This window comes from Natrarchaeobius oligotrophus (genome assembly GCF_003841465.1).
In the GTDB taxonomy this organism is placed as follows: domain Archaea; phylum Halobacteriota; class Halobacteria; order Halobacteriales; family Natrialbaceae; genus Natrarchaeobius; species Natrarchaeobius oligotrophus.
Map to the genome: position 1 here is coordinate 12,854 of NZ_REFZ01000014.1, position 17,961 is coordinate 30,814.

Genomic DNA, 17,961 nt, shown 5'->3' on the forward strand with positions numbered 1-17,961 from the left:
TTATCGACTGTCGAAATTAGTCACTAATCTCGAATCTAATTTCGAGACAAATGTCAAGTTTAGATGACTGGTCACATATTCTGAATGATAGTACTGTTCGAATCGACAATCAGTTCCGAGAGCCGGGGAAGGACGTAAATCGGCAGGGAGGCGGTTACGGGACTGAACTCGCTACGCGAGCTGAACTCGAGAACCGATGATGGCCAGAGCTCGACGGCGGTAAAACGTCGTTTCCGGCGACTCAGTCGCGGTAAAGCGTCGCTTCTAGGTAGGTCTCGATTTCGATACGAACGTCCTCGAGCCAGGCCTCGGTGTCGTGGGTCGACCATCGAAAGAGGACGCCCGTGAGCATCGTGACGAGCGTCGCCGCCACGCGGTCGGGGTCGCACTCGCGGAACACTCCCTGGTCGATCCCCGAGCGGACGATGTCCGCGACGTGAGCCTCGAACACCTCGTCGCTTTTCGTGAAGTGATCGGCGTACTCGCCGTCGTGGATCGCTCGAGATCGGAGCTCGATCAACGTCGACACCATTCGCCGTCGAGCGGGCGGCATCTCCTCGTCGAGTCCCCACTCGACGAACGCCTCGAGCCGGCGGCGGGGGTCGGAGATGTCGTCGTCGGTCATCCGCGCCTCGAAGCGCTCGAGCATAAACGAGAGGCAATCGAGCACGAGCTCGTCTTTGCCGTCGTAGTGGCGATAGACCAGCGACGGGCTCTTTTCGAACTCGTCGCCGATCGCACTGATCGTGAGGTCCGCGTACCCGTGCGTTCGCAGCGCGCGATACGTGGCCGCGAGAATTTCCTCCCGTGTGCCGGCGGGGTTCGCGAACGGATCGTCGGTCACGAGCCAATCACCCGTCGTGACGGAACGCACGACTCGAAACGAACGCAGCCGTCGGTCTCGAGTGCGCCTCGAGTCAATCGAGCGTTACGGGCGCGGTCGGTCATCGACCCGAACGTTGCGACGGGTGAAGATAAATGGTGTGAATGAACGTTCAATCACAAAAGCTATATGCTCGTTGACGAATCGTCCCGTAATGAGCGCTTACGCCCTCCACGCATCCCGTGCTCGAGATGGATCGTCCGTACTAGTCGATTACGACGCAAACGGGAGCTCGCGGTCGACGGAGGGCGACGGATGAGCCGTCGGCCGATCGCCTCGCTTCTGATCGTCGCGCTCGTGGCGGTCGGACTGGCCGTGGCCGCGGCGGCCCCCATCGCAGCCCAGGGCGTCGAGCGGGGTGAACCGAACCTCGAGGTCTACCTGCCGGACAACGAGGTAGAGACGGGGACGACCGAAACGATCGAGGTGAGCGTCGGGAACGACGCGACCGTTCGATCGGGCGGAGGCGAGCAGGTTTCGACCGCACGCGGCGTGAGCGTCGAACTCAGAGACGCCGGACCGTTCGAGGCGAAAAGCGGAGAGACGCCGATCGGCCCGATCCAGGACGGACAGGTCGCCTCGGCTCCGCTGCAGATCGACGTTCCGCGAGACGTCGAGCCCGGCGAGCACACCGTCACCGTACAGGTTCGGTACGCCTACACCAACCGCGTCTCCGGCGGCGACCCACAGCGGCTGACCGCGAGCAAAACCCACCGGATCGACGTCGTCGTTCCGGACGAGCCGCGCTTCGAGATCACGGACGTGAAAACCGACGTCGAGCCGGGCGGAAGCGGCGACGCGACGTTCACCGTTCGTAACACCGGGACCGAAACGGCGAGCAACCTCAGGGCGGCCATGACCGGCGGCACCGGCGTCTCGATCGACGGGGCCACGGCAGAAGCGCCGGCCGAAGAGCTGCTCGGCGAGCTCGATCCGGGAACGTCGACGGACGTGACCGCGGACGTCGCGATCGAAGAGACCGTAAGCGCCGGCGAAAAGCCCGTCGAGTTCGAGTTCACCTACCGGGACGAGTCGGACATCGAGCGTCAGTCGGGTCCCGAAACGGCGAGCCTCGTTCCCGCCGCCGAGCAGTCGTTCTCGATCTCGAACGTCGAGGATACGCTCTCGGTGGGCTACGACGGCGTCGTCACCGGCCAGCTCGCGAACGACGGACCGCGAACGGTCGACGACGCGGTCTTGATCGTCGAGCCGATGAGCGACTCGCTGTACGTCGAGGACACGAGGTACGCGCTGCCGGAACTCGAACCCGGTGAGTCCACCGAGTTTCGCTATCCGACGGACGTGAGCGGCCAGGCGGACGACGGACCGCGTCAGCTGCGGTTTACGGTCGAGTACTCGAGCGGCGATCGCACGACGGCGACCGACGGACCGATCTCCGAGCGCGTCGTCGTCGATCCGAAGCGAGACGAGTTCTCGATCGAGAGCGTCGCGACGACGGTCGGTCAGGGAGAGACCGCGGACCTCGTCCTCGAGATCACGAACGAGCGCCCTGAAACGCTCTCGAACGTCGACGCGAGGCTCTACACCGACAGCCCGCTGGACTCGAACAACGACGAGGCGTTCGTTCCGGAACTCGAACCGGGCGAATCGGCCCAGATCGCGTTCGACGTCTCCGCCGAGGGCGACGCCTCGCCCGAGACGCATCCGGTCGAACTCGACTTCGAGTACGACACCGAGCGCGGCGACTCGGTCGTCTCCGATACGTACGTCCACCCGGTCGACGTTCAGGCGGTCGACGACGACGGCGGAACCAGTCTGGGAACGATCGTCGTCCGCGCCATGGTGGTGCTCACCGTCGCCGGACTCGGCATCGGCCTCTGGTGGCGACAGCGGTAATCCGAACCGATGACCGACTTCGACCGCAGCGGTGACGAGGACGATACCGGCGACCCGGACGTGAGTTCGCCGGCCTCGAGCGACGGTACCGATCCGCAGAGCCCGAGCGGCGACGACGCCGCTCCGTCGAACGACGGGACCGGACCGCTGCCCTGGAGCAGCGGCGACGGCTCGTCAGCCTCGAGCGACCGGAACGGTTCCTCGGCGTCGAGCCACTCCCCGCCAGCCGAACGCGACGAGACCGGGCGACGGTTCAGCCTCTCTGATCGCCTCGGTCGCTCGAGCGGGGGCTCCGATCAGGGCGACGATCCGTTCACCCGGCGGGTCAACCCGCTGATCACGAATCGACCCTGGACCGTCGTCGTCGTGTTTCTCCTGCTGACGGGCGTCTTCCTCGGCGGAGCGATGTTCGGCGGCGGCGGCCAGGAAGCGGGTTCCGACCAGTTCACCGAGGAGACCGAAGCACAGCAGGCGTTCGACGACATGCAGGAGAACTTCGGCGACAACGGTCGCGAAAGCGGCGGCACGACCGCGCAGCTGTTCGTCGAGGACGATCGGAACGTTCTCTCGAAACCGAACCTCCTGCGGATGCTCGAGTTCCAGGATCGGATCGAAACCGAGAACGGATTGCGGGTCGAGTCGTCGACGAGCCCGGCGTCGCTGATCGCCCAGCAGCTCGACCCCAGCGCGGAGACCGCCGAAGAGCAGTACCGGGTCGTCGACCGCGCGAACCAGCGGGAGATCGACCGGGCGATCGCGGACGCCGACGAAGAGGCGGGACTGCCGGTGAGCACCGATTTCACCCGTGAATCGGCGTCGGCGAACGTCGCCCAGATCGCGATCACGTACGACACGCCGCCGAGGGCCGATTCGAGCGACAACGCTCGCCTCCAGTTTCGAACGCAGGAAGTCGCCAACGAGATCGACGGCTTCGATACGGACGAGAACGTCGTCATCTTCGGCGACGCGATCTTAGACGAGGAGGTGCTGCAGTTGCTGGGCGACACCGCGATCGTCGTCTTTCCCGCCGCGATCGTCCTGATCATGATCTTCCTGACGATTGCCTACCGGGATCCGATCGACCTCGGACTCGGGCTCGTGGCACTCGTGATGACCTTGATCTGGACGTTCGGTTTCATGGGATTCGCAAACATTCCGTTTTCGGACTCGCTGCTCACGGTGTTTCCGCTGTTGCTCGCGGTCGGCATCGACTTCGGAATCCACATCATCAATCGCTACCGCGAAGAGCGGACGACGGGTGCGGCGATCGGCGACGCGATGGAGATCACCACCGGACAGCTCACGACGGCCCTGCTGATCGTCACCATCACGACCGTCTTCAGCTTCGCCGCGAACGTCGTCAGCGAGATAACTCGCGACTTCGGCATCGTGGCCGCCTTCGGCATTATCTTCACGTTCCTCATCTTCGGCGTCTTCCTGCCGGCGGGCAAGGTCGGATTCGATCGCCTCCGCGAGGGAACGCGGTTCCCCCAGTTCGGAACCAGTCCGCTCGGCAAGGAGGAGTCGGTCCTCGGTCGCGTTCTCCCGATCGGCGTCGAGATCGCGCGCGTCGCGCCCGTGATCTTCCTCGTCGCCGTGCTCGTCGGCGGTGCGAGCGTCGCCGCCTACGGCACGGGCGTCGACACCGAGTTCGACGACGAGGCGTTCTTCCCAGACCAGGATCGGATCGACCAGTACGAGTCTCTCCCGGGCCCGCTCGCGCCGGGCGAGTACACCTTCATGCAGGTGCTCGACTACATGGAAGAGGACTTCGAACAGGGGATGGAGGGGACGGTGACGATCTACGTCGACGATCCGAACCTCCGGTCCGACGGCGCGCTTCGGGAGATCGATCGGTCGCTGAAAAATCCCGACGACGCGTTCGAGTCGGACGGACGGCGGGCGGATGCGGACTCCATTCTGGACGTGATCGAGTCCCAGAAAGCGGCCGATCCGCAGTTCGCCGGCACCGTCGACAGGTACGACTCGAGCGGCGACGGAATCCCTGATCGCAACGTCGACGTCGTCTACGACGAACTGTTCGATTCCGAGGCGAGCGACGAGGCCGAGGGCCGACTGACGACCGACCGAAGTGCGACGCGGATCGACGTGCAGGTCGACGTCGACGCCGACCAGGACGAAGCGGTCGCCGCCGCCAGGGCGCTGGCGGATTCGATGCGCCTCGACGCGACGGCGACCGGCCAGCTCGTCATCTTCGAGTCCGTCGTCGAGGAAATCAGCGAGTCGGCGCTTTCGAGTCTGTTCGCCGCGTTCGTGCTCACGGCGATCTTCCTCGTGCTCTCGTACTGGTGGCTCGAGGGGCGGGCAATCTACGGCGTGCTCAACCTCGTGCCCGTCCTGCTCTCGGTGGCGCTTCTTGCGGGCTCGATGCGGTACTTCGGCGTGCCGCTCAGCCCGATCAACGCGCCGATCCTCTCCGTGTCGATCGGCCTCGGCGTCGACTACACGGTACATTTCATGCACCGCTTCGTCGACGAGTACGAGTCCGGAAAGGAGGTTCACGACGCCCTGCTCGTCACCGTCCGCGGAACCGGCGGAGCGCTGACCGGCAGCATGATGACGACGGTGTGCGGACTCGGCGTGCTGTATCTCGCGCTGATCCCGCTGATCATGGAGTTCGGTCTGTTGCTCGCGCTCGGCGTCTTCTACGCCTGGTTCACGTCGATCGTAGTGCTCCCGTCGGCGATCGTCGTCTGGGACCGCCTCGAAAACCGCGCCGACGTCAGCCACCGCCTCTCCAGGGCGTGATCTCGAGGTGCTCCACAGACCGCCGTGTAACGGCGGACCGAACGAAGCCGAATCGATCACTCGAGGAAAACGACGGCGGCGAAACGAACCGTTATTACCGGGCGGACGCAACGAGTGCAACGACTTTTGAATGGACGCCGGAGGGGCACTCAAGCGGGAAGTACGAGCGCTGTGGGGCGGTGGAACCGGGCTGTCGCTGCTGGCCGTCGCGGTCGCGTGGGGACTGCTGGTCGGGACGCGAATGATCTACCCGATCGTCCTCCCGTCGCTCCAGGAGTCGTTCGACCTGAGCCTGACGGTCGCCGGTCTCCTCGTGACGGTGCTGTGGCTCGGCGGCGCGATCGGCCAGCTTCCGGGCGGCATGCTGGCGGACAGATACGACGAACGGGCGCTCATGGCGACGAGCACGTTCGTCGTCGCGGCCGCGCTGGTGGTGGTCGTCGTCGCTCCGTCGGCGGCCGTCCTGTTCGCCGCGACGGCGGTGTGGGGACTGGGCCACTCGCTGTACCCGATCGCACGCATCACGCTGCTTTCGAACCTCTACGCCGACCGTCTCGGGAGCGCCCTCGGCGTGACGATGGCGACTGGCGACGTCGGACAGACCGTCCTCCCGCCCATCGGAGCCGTGCTCACGGTCGCGATCGCCTGGCAGGCCGGGCTCGGCTTCGTGATTCCGCTTCTCGTCGTACTGGGGCTGTTCATCCTGGCGATCGTGCCGAAAACGTCGTCCGGCGGCGGGGGAGCCGGACAGTCGCTCGAGGGCGTGCGGACGGTCGCGGCCGAGCTTCGCGCGCCGTCGATGGGATTCATCACGCTGATCCTCTTTCTCTACATCTTCATCTGGCAGTCGTTCACCGCGTTCTATCCGACGTACCTGATCACCGTCAAGGAGCTTCCGGCGGCCACCGCGAGCGTGCTGTTCGGGTTCTTTTTCGCCGTCGGCGTCGTCGTCAAGCCGATCGCGGGTGGCGCGTACGATCGCGTCGGCATCCGCGGCTCGCTCGTCGGCGTTCTCGCTGCACCGGTCGCCGGCTTCGTCCTGCTCCCGTTCGTCGATAGCCTGTGGGGGCTCGCCGTCCTCACCGCGTTCGTGAGTACGATGCTCGGCTCGGGTGCGATCACCCAGTCGTACCTGGCGGAGTCGTTCACCGAGGAGCTTCGTGGGACGGGACTCGGCGTGATTCGAACGCTGACGGCGACGGTGGGTGCCGCCGGTCCCGTCGCCTTCGGCGTGATCGGCGATTACGGCTACTTCGACGAGGGCTACTGGGCGCTGGCGGCGATCATGGCGGTCGTCATCCTCCTGACGCTCAGAATGCCGACGACGTCGGCGATCCAAACCTGAAACGCAGATCGACGCGACTCGTACGGTCTGCTGTGACGATTGCCGGTGTAACCGTCGGACGGTCGCGGGTGCGCCAATGTAACCGTCGGGCGGTCGCAGATGCGCCGGCACCGACGGACGGCAGTCCGTATCAGAACGGGAACAACGAATCGGCCTCGGGGTCGCGCTCCAGTAGTTCGATCTCGTGGCCGTCCTGATCTTTCGTGAACGCGTACATGTCGTCGTTGCTCTCGGGGTCGCGGTAGTCCGTCGCTTCCCGCTCCATCAGTTGCTCCCAGTCCGCTCCGAGCTCGTCGACGCGGACGCAGAGGTGCCCCCAGGCGTCGCCCATCTCGTAGCTGCGACCGTCGTAGTTGTAGGTGAGTTCGACGGCCATCGCCTCGTCGGCCGCGTTCCGTGGTTCGACGAAGTAGTTGGCGAAGGTGTCTGCCTCCCAGCGGCCGACCTCGTCGTACTCGAACTTGCGCGTCCAGAAGCCAAGCGCCTCGTCGGCGTCCTCGACGCGGATCATGGTGTGGTCGATCGACCACAGCGCGCCCTCGTCGGGGTCGCGCTGGACGATCTCGATCTCGTGGCCGTCGGGATCCTCGACGAACGCGTACCGACCGCCGCAGGACTCCGGGTCGCGGTAGTCCTCGACGCCCTCGTCCATCAGCTGCTCGTAGTACTCTTCGAGTTCGCCCTCGGGAACTCGGACCGCGATATGCCCCCAGGCGTCGCCGACCTCGAGGTCGTCGGTGCCCTCGTTGTGGGTCAGCTCGAGCATCGCGCCCTCCTCGTGGACGTCCTCGGGACCGAGGTAGACGATGGAGAAGCCGTCGCCCTCGTAGCGATCTTTTTCCTCGTACTCGAGATGACTCTCGTACCACTCGAGTGATTCCTCGAGGTTCGAGACACGAAGCATCACGTGGTCGAGCGTTCCGTCCATGGGCGTGTCCACGGGAACTCGAATCAAAAGCGTGGCGGAGCCGGGTATCTCAACCTGAACCGGATCCGTCCAACTCGAGTCGCTCGACGGCGACGGCTTCTACGGTATCGAGGCGGCACTCGAGTCCGTCAGCGCGGCTCGAGTCCGACGCCCTCGGCCAGAAGTTCGTGCGACCGAAGCGCGTGGTCGTGATCTCCAACGACGTGCTTGATCATTACCTCGTCGACGCCGACGCGGTCGGCGAGTTGCGCTAACAGCCCCGCGAGCGTGTCCGGGTCTCCGGAGATCGTCTGGGGCCATTCATCGGAGTCGAGGGTAGCGGGCGTCGGCTCGGGAACGCCACCGAGTTCGGCGACGGCCTCCTCGACGGACGGAATGGCCTCGAGAACGCCGCGTCCCAACCGCCTGTAGAACACCTCGGAAACCGCCCGTCGCCGCGCGGCCTCCTCGTCGGTCTCCGCACAGATCGCGTCAACCGCGATCATTCCGCGGGGTTCGTCGACGCTGCCCCCCAGCTCCGTCCGCTGGAACTGATCACGGTATTCCTCGAAGGCTTGCGTGGCGAGCTGCGGCCGGATAAACGCCGCAAAACAGTACCGCAAGCCGAGCTTGCCTGCGATCGCGGCGCTCGACGGTCCCGATCCGAGCACCCACGGGACCGGCACGGACTCGCCCGAGCACGGAATCTCCAGGTCGCTGTAGTCGTGGTCGTCGGGGTAATCGTCGAAGAGGTGATTCACGACCGCCGTGATTTTCTCGGCGTGGTCCTCGTCGGGGTTCTGAGCGTGACGATCCGTCTGGAGGGCTCGATCGGCGGCCGGCGATCCGTTTGCCCGGCCGAGTCCTGCGTCGATTCGACCGGGTGCGAGTGCGTCCAGCGCGCCGAACACCTCTGCGACCTTGAACGGACTGTAGTGATTGAGCAGGACGGCCCCCGAGCCGAGTCGGATCGAGTCGGTTTCGGCGGCGAGGTGTCCGAGCAGTACCTCGGGCGTCGTTCCGGCGTTGATGTCCGCCGTGCCGTGGTGCTCGGCCACCCAGAATCGGGAGTAGCCGAGGCGTTCGGCCTGTTGTGCGGTCTCGACGGTGTTCGCGTAGGCATCGGCTCCGGTACCGTCGTCTGGAACCGGCGAAAGGTCGACAGCAGAGAGCTTCATGCCCGATAATGAAGATTGCAAACGATAATAGTTCGGCTCTGCCGTCCGGGGTACCGTCGTGGTCGGCTGTCAGGAACACCGAACTGGCGTGTCGGTGGCCACGGCGGATGGACCAGACGATCGACCGGGACTCGTGAGCGTTCAGCGAAGCCACCCGCCGGTGATTAGCGACGGAGAATCAGCTTCAGCACGTCCTCGTCCTCGAGCACGTGGTCGGTGCCGACCTGCTGTTCGTCGTGGGTTGCGCTGGGGCCGGTGATGCGGGCGAATCTGAACCGCTCTTCCATCTCGCCGCCGAGCTTCTCGATCGCCTCGCCGACGGTCGATCCCTTCTCGATGACCAGCGGCTCCTCCCAGTCGATCCCCCGGCCCGGTTTGTTCATGTAGACCCGGATGAGCCCGAGATTGTCCCAGATTCGGTCTTTGAGCGCCTCGAGTCCGCGCTCCTGTTCGGCGCTGATGAAGGTGACCTCCTCGGGGTCGAGGTCGCGCGCTCGCAGCTGCTCGTCGACCGTCTCCTTGTAGTCGGGATCGATCAGGTCGACCTTGTTGACGCAGGTGATCGAGGGGATGTACTCGCGGTTGTCCATCAGGCCGTCGATCAGCCGGTCGATGGTGACGTTCTCCTGCAGGTTGAGGTCGGCGTTGACGTACCCCTGGTCGCGTAGGACGTCCGTGATCGTCTCCTCGTCTAAATCCTGGTCTGTGCTCGAGGTGATCTTGATCCCGTCTTTGATCTTCGGGCGGACGGTGACGCCCGGCGGCTCGCGGTCGACGCGGATGTTGATGTCGTACAGCTCTTCCTGCAGGCGATCGTACTGGTCGATCTCGAACACCGAGAGGACGAAGACGATCAGATCGGCGTTGCGCACGACCGCGAGCACCTGCTGGCCGTCGCCCCGCCCCGTAGCGGCCCCCTCGATGAGACCGGGAACGTCGAGCATCTGGATGTTCGCACCGCGGTGCTGGAGCATGCCCGGATTGACGTCGAGCGTCGTGAACTCGTAGGAGCCGATTTCGCTCTCGGCGTTCGTCAGCGAGTTCAACAGCGACGACTTGCCGACGCTCGGAAAGCCGACCAGCGCGACGGTCGCGTCGCCGTGTTTCTCGACGGAGTAGCCCGTTCCGCCGCCGGCCGAGCTCTGATTCTCGAGTTTCTCCTTTTTCTCCGCGAGCTTGGATTTCAGCCGGCCGATGTGGGCCTCGGTCGACTTGTTGTAGGGCGTGTTGGCGATTTCTTCCTCGATTGCCTCGATCTCCTCCTCGAGCCCCATTTGACTGTATCCAGCCGTCGGGGCGGAAAAACACTTTCCATGCGACGTCGCGGGCGGCCCGTGTGTGGTGGCGATCGAACCCTCGTCGAGGCGGATCCGATTCGGCGGTCCGGCGACGGGTTCGGGTTCACGGGTCGGTCGCAATCTCGAGGCGAAGGCCACCGTCCCCGCTCTCGCCGGCGGCAACGTCCCAGCCGTGAGCGTCGACGACCTCGCGGACGATCGCCAGCCCGAAGCCGGTTCCGTCGGTCGCGGAGCTGTATCCCGACTCGAAGATCGCCTCGCGCTTGTCGGGATCGATTCCGGGTCCGTCGTCGTCGACCGCGAACCCGTCGTCGGTCGCGGTCACGGTGACGGTCGCGTCTTCACCTGCGTGCTCGCGTGCGTTCCGGAACACGTTTTCGAAGAGTACGACGAGCCGGTCCGCGTCCGCCTCGACGGTCGGTAACGAGTCGTCCCGAACGACCTCGAGGTCGGGGTCGACCGTTCGCCGGGCGCGGTCGACGACCGACTCGAGGGCGACCGGTTCCCTTCCGGAGAGGCGCTTGCCGCTTCGGGCGAGGGTCAGAACGTTCTCGACGAGGTCGTCCATGCGATCCAGCGCCCACTCGACCTCCTCGAGGTGGGTGTCGATCGGCGCGTCGATCTCCCGGCCGTGATCCGAGACGATCGCGTCGACGGCCTCGAGGTGGCCGCTCGCGAGGGTCAGCGGGTTCCGGAGATCGTGGGACACGGTTCCCGCGAACTGCTCGAGACGCTCGTTCTGGCGCTCGAGCTCGCGACTTCGGCGGGCGAGTTGTGCCTCGCGCTGGGCGCGCTCGAGGGCGGCTTCGACGTTGGATGCGAGGATCTTCGCGAACGTGAGAACCTCGGCGTCGAAGTCGTTCGGTTCCGTCGAGGCGACGATGAAGACGCCGTGGTCGTCGAGCGGGATGAAGATCTCGCTTCGGATCGGCGTATCGGGGTTTCGGACGCTGGGATCGCGTCGAACGTCGCCGTGGGCGATCAGTTCGGTCGATTCGTAAGCGTCCCAGGCGATTCCGCCGTCGGGTTCGATCGTCGGAATCGAGCCGAGCAGCTCCCGGGTCTCCGCGGTGGTGGCCGCCGGCGCGAGGCCGCCGGCGTCCTCGTCGTAGAGGTGAACCGAGTTGAGTTCGAGTCCGAGCGCGTCGCGTGCGATCTCCGTCGCGACGGTTGCGACGTCGCCGGCTCCCTCGGCGGCCATCAGCCGCCGCGTTCCGTCGTGGAGGTCGTGGATGCGTCGCTCGCGCTCCTTTCGGTCGCTGACGTCCCGGATGACCCCGGCGCTGCCGACGAACGAGCCGTCCTCGTCGAGCAGCGGTGCGAGATTGTTCTCCGCGACGTAGGGGTCGTCCGACGCGGGCTCGACGGTCATCTCGAAGGCACCCCACTGTCGCTCGTCGTCCGCGAGCAGTTCGGCGATGAGGTCAGTTCCACGCTCGACGTCCTCGCGTGGCATGTAGTCGGTCGCGTGGCGGCCGACGATCGTCTCGCGCTCTTCGCCGAGCGTTCGAGCCATCGCCTCGTTTATCATCTGGATCCAGCCGTCCGGATCGAGGACGTACATCGGGTCGCCGACCGTCTCGACGAGCGTCCGATACCGCTCGAGGTCGCGTTCGCGGCGCTTGCGCTCGGTGATGTCCGTGTAGATCGCGTACTCGTGGACGTCGGTTCCCGCGTCGACGGCGAATCCTCGGGCGAGAAACTCCCGCGGGCCGTCCGCGGTGAGCCGTTCGACGTCGTCCGAGACGACCGTCCCCTCGCGGACGCCGATCGGCTCCCTCCCGTCCGGAACGATTTGCTCGGCCACCGGGGTGCCGACGACGTCGGTGCGATCGAAGCCGAACAGGTCCTCGAATGCCGGATTGACGTCGAGGATTCGGTTCGGCTCCTCGGCTTCGGTGAGCACGATCGCGTCGGGGACGCTCTCGAACAGCGCGACGAACCGATCGCGCTCGCTACGAAGCGCCCGCTCCGTTCTGATCCGGTCGATCGCCGACGCGACGTGCGTCGCGACGAACTCGAGCAGGTAGAGATCCGAATCGGCGAACGCGGCGACCTCGGTCGAGGTGGCCAGAACGACGCCTTCGTCCCCGACGGGAACGGCTGCGACGGATCTGATCGCGGACGCATCCTCGTCGATCCGGGCCCCGTCACCGCCCTCGGTTGTCACCGACTCGCCTGGCGGTTCGTCGAGTCGATCCGGCTCGTCGCTTCGGAACACTCTCTCGGCGAATTCGTGAACGTCAGGCCGGTCGAAGGCCGTCTCGGCACGGCGACTGGACGTCGTGACTGCTACCAGTTCGGCTGACGATTCTCCGCGATCCGCGTGAAGGTCCACCAGCAGGGCCGTCGATCCGGCGTCGAGCAGCCGATCCGTCGTATCGACCGCGAGCTGATACGTCTCCGCGATCGTCTCGCAGGAGTCGAACGCCAGCGCGACCTCGTGGAGGTCGTCGTCGCGGCCCCGCCCGTCGGAATCGGACGTCACCGTCAGCACTTGCTCGAGCAGTCGATCGACCGGATCCGGGCCCGTTTTCGGGACGTACCCGGACGCGCCGGCGGCGAGAACGTCGCTCGCGATCGTCTCGTCGCCGTCGGTGTAGACGACCGTCGGGACGCGATCGGTCGGCAGCGCCTCGAGTACAGAACGGTCGTTGCCCTCGGCAGGTCCGTCGGTACCGTCGAGAGGATTTCCGTCGGACTCGAGGTCGCACTCTGTGATCAGACAATCGTACCGACCGTTCGCCTCCGCGAGCGTCGATCGAAGGTCGTCGCCGGTCGACACGGTGTCGACGTCGTCGATCGCGGCGTGGCCCTCGAGCTCGCGGACGATTCGTCTCCGGCTCTCCTCGTCTCGATCGGCGTAGAGAACGGAGATCGAACGGTTCCCGGCTCCCGGTTCCGCCATTTCGTCGTCGGAACGATGCGACGGATCGGTATAAGCCGTTTGGCCACGCCGGAGCTGCGACGAGCGCGCTCGGGCATCGAACGGCGTGCCGGAGACCGGATCGTCGTCGGCCGAGCGCGTTCACTCGCCGGAGTTCGAAATTCGAAAAGTGGTTTCGAGAATCGTATCGTTTCGTGGGGCTTATTACGATGTACGAACTCCGGACGAACAAGACCAATGAGCACGGACCACGACGGGAGCTCGACCGGGGACGGACGCACGATCTTGCTCATCGGGAGCGGCCCGATCCAGATCGGACAGGCCGCCGAGTTCGATTACTCGGGCGCACAGGCGTGTCGCGCCCTCCAGGAGGAGGGAGCGCGCGTCGTCCTCGTCAACTCGAATCCCGCGACGATCATGACCGATCCGGAGATGGCGGATCAGGTCTACATCGAGCCGATCACGACCGAGGCGATCGCCGAGATCATTCGCAAGGAAAATCCCGACGGCGTCATCGCCGGGCTGGGCGGCCAGACCGGACTCAACGTCACCGCCGAACTCGCCGAAGCAGGCGTCCTGGAGGAGTACGACGTCGAGATCATGGGAACGCCGCTGGATACGATCTACGCGACGGAGGACCGAGACCTCTTTCGCCAGCGCATGGAGAAGATCGGCCAGCCGGTTCCCAGGTCGACTACCATCGCACTCGATGAGGACGAGGAGGTTTCGGAGCTTACCGAAGCGGATCTCGAAGAACGCGTTCAGGCCGCCGTCGACGAGGTCGGCGGACTCCCGGTAATCGCGCGTACGACCTACACGTTGGGCGGGTCCGGCTCGGGTGTCGTCCACGAGTTCGACGAACTCCTCGCCCGCGTCCGCAAGGGGCTTCGCCTCTCGCGCAACAGCGAGGTGCTCATCACCGAATCCATCGCGGGCTGGGTCGAGTACGAGTACGAGGTGATGCGCGACGCCGACGACTCCTGTATCATCATCTGCAACATGGAAAACATCGATCCGATGGGAATCCACACCGGGGAGTCGACGGTCGTCACGCCCTCCCAGATCGTTCCCGACGAGGGCCACCAGGAGATGCGCACCGCGGCGCTCGACGTCATCCGCGAACTCGGCATTCAGGGCGGCTGTAACATCCAGTTCGCCTGGCGCGACGACGGCACGCCCGGCGGCGAGTACCGCGTCGTCGAGGTGAACCCCCGCGTCTCTCGCTCCTCCGCGCTGGCCTCGAAGGCGACCGGCTACCCGATCGCCCGCGTCACCGCGAAGGTCGCGCTGGGCAAGCGCCTCCACGAGATCGAAAACGAGATCACCGGCGAGACGACCGCGGCGTTCGAGCCCGCGATCGACTACGTCGTGACCAAGGTGCCGCGGTGGCCCAAGGACAAGTTCGACGACGTCGACTTCGAGCTCACCACCGCGATGAAGTCGACCGGCGAGGCGATGGCGATCGGACGCACCTTCGAGGAGAGCCTGCTGAAGGCGCTTCGCTCCTCGGAGTACGACCCCGACGTCGACTGGGACGACGTGAGCGACGAGGAACTCGAGGAACGCTACCTCGCGCGTCCGTCGCCGGACCGACCGTACGCGATGTTCGAGGCGTTCGATCGCGGCTACACGGTCGAGGAGGTCGTCGACCTCACGGGCATCTTCGAGTGGTACGTCGAACGCTACGCGCGCATCGCGAACTCCGTGCGCGCCGCCGCCGAGGGCGATTTCACCGAGGCCGCGATCGCCGGCCACACGAACGCCACGATCGCCGCGGCCGCCGGAACCGACGTCGACGCGGTCGAACAGGACGTCCCCGGACGCACCTACAAACAGGTCGACACCTGCGCCGGCGAGTTCGAGGCCGAGACGCCGTACTACTACTCCGCGCGCAAGACGGAGTTCGAGTCCGGTCCGCTGATTGGCGACGCCGCTGCCGGCGAACTCGAGGTCTCCCGAGACGTCGAGAGCGTCGTCGTGGTCGGCGGCGGTCCGATCCGCATCGGGCAGGGCGTCGAGTTCGACTACTGCTCGGTCCACGCGATCCAGGCGCTTCGCGAACTCGGCATCGACGCTCACGTCGTCAACAACAACCCCGAAACGGTCTCGACGGACTACGACACCTCCGACGGGCTGTTCTTCGAGCCGATCACGGCCGAGGAGGTCGCGGACGTCGCCGAGGCGGCCGACGCCGACGGCGTGATGGTCCAGTTCGGCGGCCAGACTTCCGTCAACATCGCCGAACCGCTCGCCGAGGAGATCGACCGCCGCGGCCTCGACTGCGAGGTGATGGGCACCTCCGTCGAAGCGATGGACTTAGCGGAGGACCGCGACCGGTTCAACGCGCTCATGGACGAACTCGAGATCGCCCAACCCGAGGGCGGAACGGCGTACTCGAAAGAGGAGGCGCTCGAACTCGCCCACGAGATCGGTTACCCCGTCCTCGTCCGCCCCTCCTACGTCCTCGGCGGTCGCGCGATGGACGTCGTCTACGACGACGACGAACTCGAGACGTACATCGAGGAGGCCGTCCGCGTCTCCCCGGATAAGCCGATCCTCGTGGACGACTTCCTCGAGGACGCGATCGAACTCGACGTCGACGCCGTCTCCGACGGCCGCTCGGTGCTGATCGGCGGCATCATGGAACACGTCGAGACCGCGGGCGTCCACTCCGGCGACTCCGCCTGCATGATCCCGCCGCGCTCGCTCGACGAGGACACCCTGGAGCGCGTCCGCGAGGTCACCGAGGACATCGCGGCGGCGCTGAAGACCAAGGGGCTGTTGAACGTACAACTCGCCGTTCGCGACGGTGAGAGCGAGGCGCAAGGCGCCTCGGAGAACGCGAGCGGTGAAACCGCGAGCGAGGTCTACGTCCTCGAGGCCAACCCGCGCTCTTCTCGCACCGTGCCGTTCATCTCGAAGGCGACCGGCGTGCCGATCGCAAAGCTCGCCGCGAAGGTGATGGCCGGCGAGACGCTCGCCAGCCTCGAGGCCGAAGAGCAGATTCCGGAACACACCTCGATCAAAGAGGTCGTCCTCCCGTTCGACCGCCTGCCGGGGTCGGACCCGCGCCTGGGTCCGGAGATGAAGTCGACCGGCGAGGTGATGGGGACGGCCAGCGAGTTCGGCATGGCCTACTGGAAGGCCCAGCAGGCCGCCTCGAATGCGGTCAGCGAGGGAACCGCCGTGATCGACCTCGACGTGGACGGCTTCGAGAACCACTTCGACGTGCGGGAGTTCGACGACGTGCCGGCGGCCATCCGCGAGGGCACGGTCGATTTCGTCGTCAGCCGCGACCGCGACACCCTCGAGATGGCCGTCGAAGAGGAGATTCCCTACCTCTCGACGGAAGCCAGCGCCGAAGCGTACGTCGAGGCGCTCGAGGCCGCCGACGGCGACCTCGAGGTCGCGTCGGTGACCGACCGACCGAAGCGCGCGGCGACGTGGGGCGCGCCGGAGTAGTCCCGCGACCGAGACCGAGAGCGCGGTCGGCGTCCAACTCCCGGGCCGTTTTCGACTTGGCGTATACAGATTTCCGGATAGAGGGACGTTTCCTCGTAGACGCGATCTTTCGGAGCTCGACGCCACGTCCGGGTGATCGGAGCGCGGTCGCTCACCGCGCGACGGGCTCGAGCGACACCGGGTACTCGGTCAGGTTCTCGTAGCCGTCCTCGGTGACGACCACCAGATCCTCGATTCGGACGCCGCCGACCGTCGGCTCGTAGATTCCCGGTTCGATCGTCAGCACGTGACCGGGCTCGAGTTCGCCGCCCGCGGGCGAGACGCTCGGCTCCTCGTGGATGTCCAAGCCGACGCCGTGGCCCGTGCTGTGGATGAAGCCGGTCTCCGTACTCGGGTCGCTACGGAGCGTCTCGTAGCCCGCGTCCTCGATCACGTCGCAGGCCACGTCGTGGACCGCAGCGCCCGTGACGCCGGGTTCGACCGCCTCGAGGGCCGCCCGGTAGGCCCGTTCGGTCACCTCGTACCGTCGGCGGGCCTCCTCGCCGGGATCGCCGCGGGCGAACGTCCGCGTGAGGTCGCCGAAGTAGCCGGATTCCTTGTCCCGCGGAAAGATGTCGATCACGATCAGTTCGTTCGCACGAAGCGGGCCGCTCCCCCGGTCGTGGGGGTCGGCACCGTCGGCACCGCAGACGACGATAGTCTCGTCGAGCCCGCAGCCGTGCCGGAGGAGTGTGACCTCGATCTCCTCTTTGACGCGCTCGCTCGTGAGGGGTTCGCCGCCGTGGACGAGCACGCCGTCGTCGATGTCGGCGCTCGCGATCAGTTCCTCCGCGGTCGCCATCGCGGCCTCGTTCGCCCGCTGGCTCGCCGCGATCCGGTCGATCTCCCACTCGGTTTTGGTCGCGCGAATCCCCTCGACGATCCCCTCCGGTTCGACCGTCACGGAGACCCCACGATCGCGGAGCCCGTCGGCGGTTCCCGTCGGAAAGTTCCGCGGAACCGCGACCGACTCGACCCCGTGGTCGGTGAGAAACGCCTCGAGCGCGCGGACCTTCCCCTCGTGGCGACCGTGTTCGGCGACCAGCGCCTGGTAGTCGTAGGCGGCCCGGCGGGAGACCGAATCCGCGTTCGCGTCGGCGCTCGCCCGGCCGTACTCGAGCCCCGAGACGAGCAGGTGGACGCCCTCGTCCGTGACGAGCGTCTGGTACGGATCGGGCGCGGTGAACCCGGAGACGTACCGCTGGTCGGAGTCCGACCCGTCGGCGTCGATGCAGTAGCCGTCGATCCCCTCCGACTCGAGGAACGCCCGAAGCGGCGAGAGATCGGCTTCCACGTTCATACCCCGGTTTGGGGCCGGCGGCTACATAGCAACTGC

Annotated in this window: 10 protein-coding genes; 4 read left to right on the plus strand and 6 right to left on the minus strand. The window is 66.0% G+C overall.

The window, feature by feature from the left end:
- Positions 1-241 precede the first annotated feature (241 nt).
- On the minus strand, positions 242-844 hold the full coding sequence (locus EA472_RS16695; protein ID WP_124192651.1) for a TetR/AcrR family transcriptional regulator: 603 nt from the start codon (positions 842-844) through the stop codon (positions 242-244).
- Between the two features lie 294 nt (positions 845-1,138).
- Between EA472_RS16695 and EA472_RS16700 the strand changes: the two genes are divergently transcribed.
- From EA472_RS16700 to EA472_RS16710, 3 genes are all read left to right on the plus strand, one after another.
- Positions 1,139-2,740 (plus strand): COG1361 S-layer family protein, encoded by a 1,602-nt coding sequence (locus EA472_RS16700; RefSeq protein WP_124192652.1) that lies wholly within the window; start codon positions 1,139-1,141, stop codon positions 2,738-2,740.
- Between the two features lie 9 nt (positions 2,741-2,749).
- A complete protein-coding gene (locus EA472_RS16705; RefSeq protein ID WP_124192653.1) occupies positions 2,750-5,509 on the plus strand; it encodes an efflux RND transporter permease subunit in 2,760 nt (919 codons plus the stop codon).
- Positions 5,510-5,639: 130 nt separating this feature from the next.
- Complete coding sequence (locus EA472_RS16710; protein WP_124192654.1) at positions 5,640-6,854, plus strand: MFS transporter; 1,215 nt, start codon at positions 5,640-5,642, stop codon at positions 6,852-6,854.
- A 130-nt stretch (positions 6,855-6,984) separates the two neighbouring features.
- Here the strand turns inward: EA472_RS16710 and EA472_RS16715 are convergent, their stop codons facing one another.
- The 4 genes from EA472_RS16715 to EA472_RS16730 form a co-directional block, all read right to left on the minus strand.
- A complete protein-coding gene (locus EA472_RS16715) occupies positions 6,985-7,782 on the minus strand; it encodes a VOC family protein (protein WP_124192655.1) in 798 nt (265 codons plus the stop codon).
- Positions 7,783-7,910: 128 nt separating this feature from the next.
- Positions 7,911-8,939, minus strand: a complete 1,029-nt coding sequence (locus tag EA472_RS16720; RefSeq protein ID WP_124192656.1) for an LLM class flavin-dependent oxidoreductase — start codon at positions 8,937-8,939, stop codon at positions 7,911-7,913.
- A 164-nt stretch (positions 8,940-9,103) separates the two neighbouring features.
- A complete protein-coding gene (locus EA472_RS16725; protein WP_124192657.1) occupies positions 9,104-10,213 on the minus strand; it encodes an OBG GTPase family GTP-binding protein in 1,110 nt (369 codons plus the stop codon).
- Positions 10,214-10,340: 127 nt separating this feature from the next.
- Positions 10,341-13,145: a hybrid sensor histidine kinase/response regulator gene (locus EA472_RS16730; RefSeq protein ID WP_124192658.1), complete on the minus strand. Its 2,805-nt coding sequence runs from the start codon at positions 13,143-13,145 to the stop codon at positions 10,341-10,343.
- Positions 13,146-13,361: 216 nt separating this feature from the next.
- On the opposite strand from EA472_RS16730, the gene carB reads away from it, so the two are divergent.
- Positions 13,362-16,586: a carbamoyl-phosphate synthase large subunit gene (carB, locus tag EA472_RS16735; protein ID WP_124192659.1), complete on the plus strand. Its 3,225-nt coding sequence runs from the start codon at positions 13,362-13,364 to the stop codon at positions 16,584-16,586.
- A 151-nt stretch (positions 16,587-16,737) separates the two neighbouring features.
- Here carB and EA472_RS16740 read toward each other — a convergent pair whose 3' ends face one another.
- A complete protein-coding gene (locus tag EA472_RS16740; protein WP_124192660.1) occupies positions 16,738-17,925 on the minus strand; it encodes a M24 family metallopeptidase in 1,188 nt (395 codons plus the stop codon).
- Positions 17,926-17,961: the final 36 nt, after the last annotated feature.

Excerpts from the sequence above, each read along its gene's own strand:
- EA472_RS16740 (WP_124192660.1), bottom strand. The coding sequence starts at position 17,925 with ATGAACGTGGAAGCCGATCTCTCGCCGCTTCGGGCGTTCCTCGAGTCG.
- EA472_RS16725 (WP_124192657.1), bottom strand. The coding sequence starts at position 10,213 with ATGGGGCTCGAGGAGGAGATCGAGGCAATCGAGGAAGAAATCGCCAAC.
- carB (WP_124192659.1), top strand. The coding sequence starts at position 13,362 with ATGAGCACGGACCACGACGGGAGCTCGACCGGGGACGGACGCACGATC.
- EA472_RS16700 (WP_124192652.1), top strand. The coding sequence starts at position 1,139 with ATGAGCCGTCGGCCGATCGCCTCGCTTCTGATCGTCGCGCTCGTGGCG.
- EA472_RS16720 (WP_124192656.1), bottom strand. The coding sequence starts at position 8,939 with ATGAAGCTCTCTGCTGTCGACCTTTCGCCGGTTCCAGACGACGGTACC.
- EA472_RS16730 (WP_124192658.1), bottom strand. The coding sequence starts at position 13,145 with ATGGCGGAACCGGGAGCCGGGAACCGTTCGATCTCCGTTCTCTACGCC.
- EA472_RS16705 (WP_124192653.1), top strand. The coding sequence starts at position 2,750 with ATGACCGACTTCGACCGCAGCGGTGACGAGGACGATACCGGCGACCCG.
- EA472_RS16710 (WP_124192654.1), top strand. The coding sequence starts at position 5,640 with ATGGACGCCGGAGGGGCACTCAAGCGGGAAGTACGAGCGCTGTGGGGC.
- EA472_RS16715 (WP_124192655.1), bottom strand. The coding sequence starts at position 7,782 with ATGGACGGAACGCTCGACCACGTGATGCTTCGTGTCTCGAACCTCGAG.